The organism is Hymenobacter glacialis, assembly GCF_001816165.1.
GTDB lineage: Bacteria > Bacteroidota > Bacteroidia > Cytophagales > Hymenobacteraceae > Hymenobacter > Hymenobacter glacialis.
Genome location: NZ_MDZC01000002.1, coordinates 1 through 431 on the forward strand (window position 1 = coordinate 1; position 431 = coordinate 431).

Consider the following 431-nt stretch of genomic DNA (forward strand, 5'->3'; position numbering starts at 1 on the left):
CCGAACGGACGCCATATTTTTTCTTCATCTTCTCTTTCTTATGACACTCCTGATTTTTCTGGGCATTGCCCTGGCTACGGCCTTCCTGGCTTTCGATACAATTAACAACGTAAAAGCCATGTTCCGCCCCGAGCCCGTACCCGTGCGGGTGAACGACTAAGCTGCAGGATTTACTCCTACGCAAAAAGGGCCCCTGCCATGGCAGGGGCCCTTTTCGTAAGGTTGGTTTCGAGCGCCATTGGCCGAAGCCGCGCCAGGAGGCAGCTTAACGGATGACGAGCTTACGCATCTCACTCGACGTGTCTTATTCAGCTTCGCCATATAACCGGCGGCCGAACGGACGCCATATTTTTTCTTCATCTTCTCTTTCTTATGACACTCCTGATTTTTCTGGGCATTGCCCTGGCTACGGCCTTCCTGGCTTTCGATAC

General features: G+C 52.4%; 1 protein-coding gene. It reads right to left on the reverse strand.

Going from position 1 to position 431, the window contains the following annotated elements:
• Positions 1-156: 156 nt before the first annotated feature.
• On the reverse strand, positions 157-431 hold a 275-nt coding region (locus tag BEN48_RS19315), incomplete at its 5' end, for a hypothetical protein (RefSeq protein WP_206599797.1).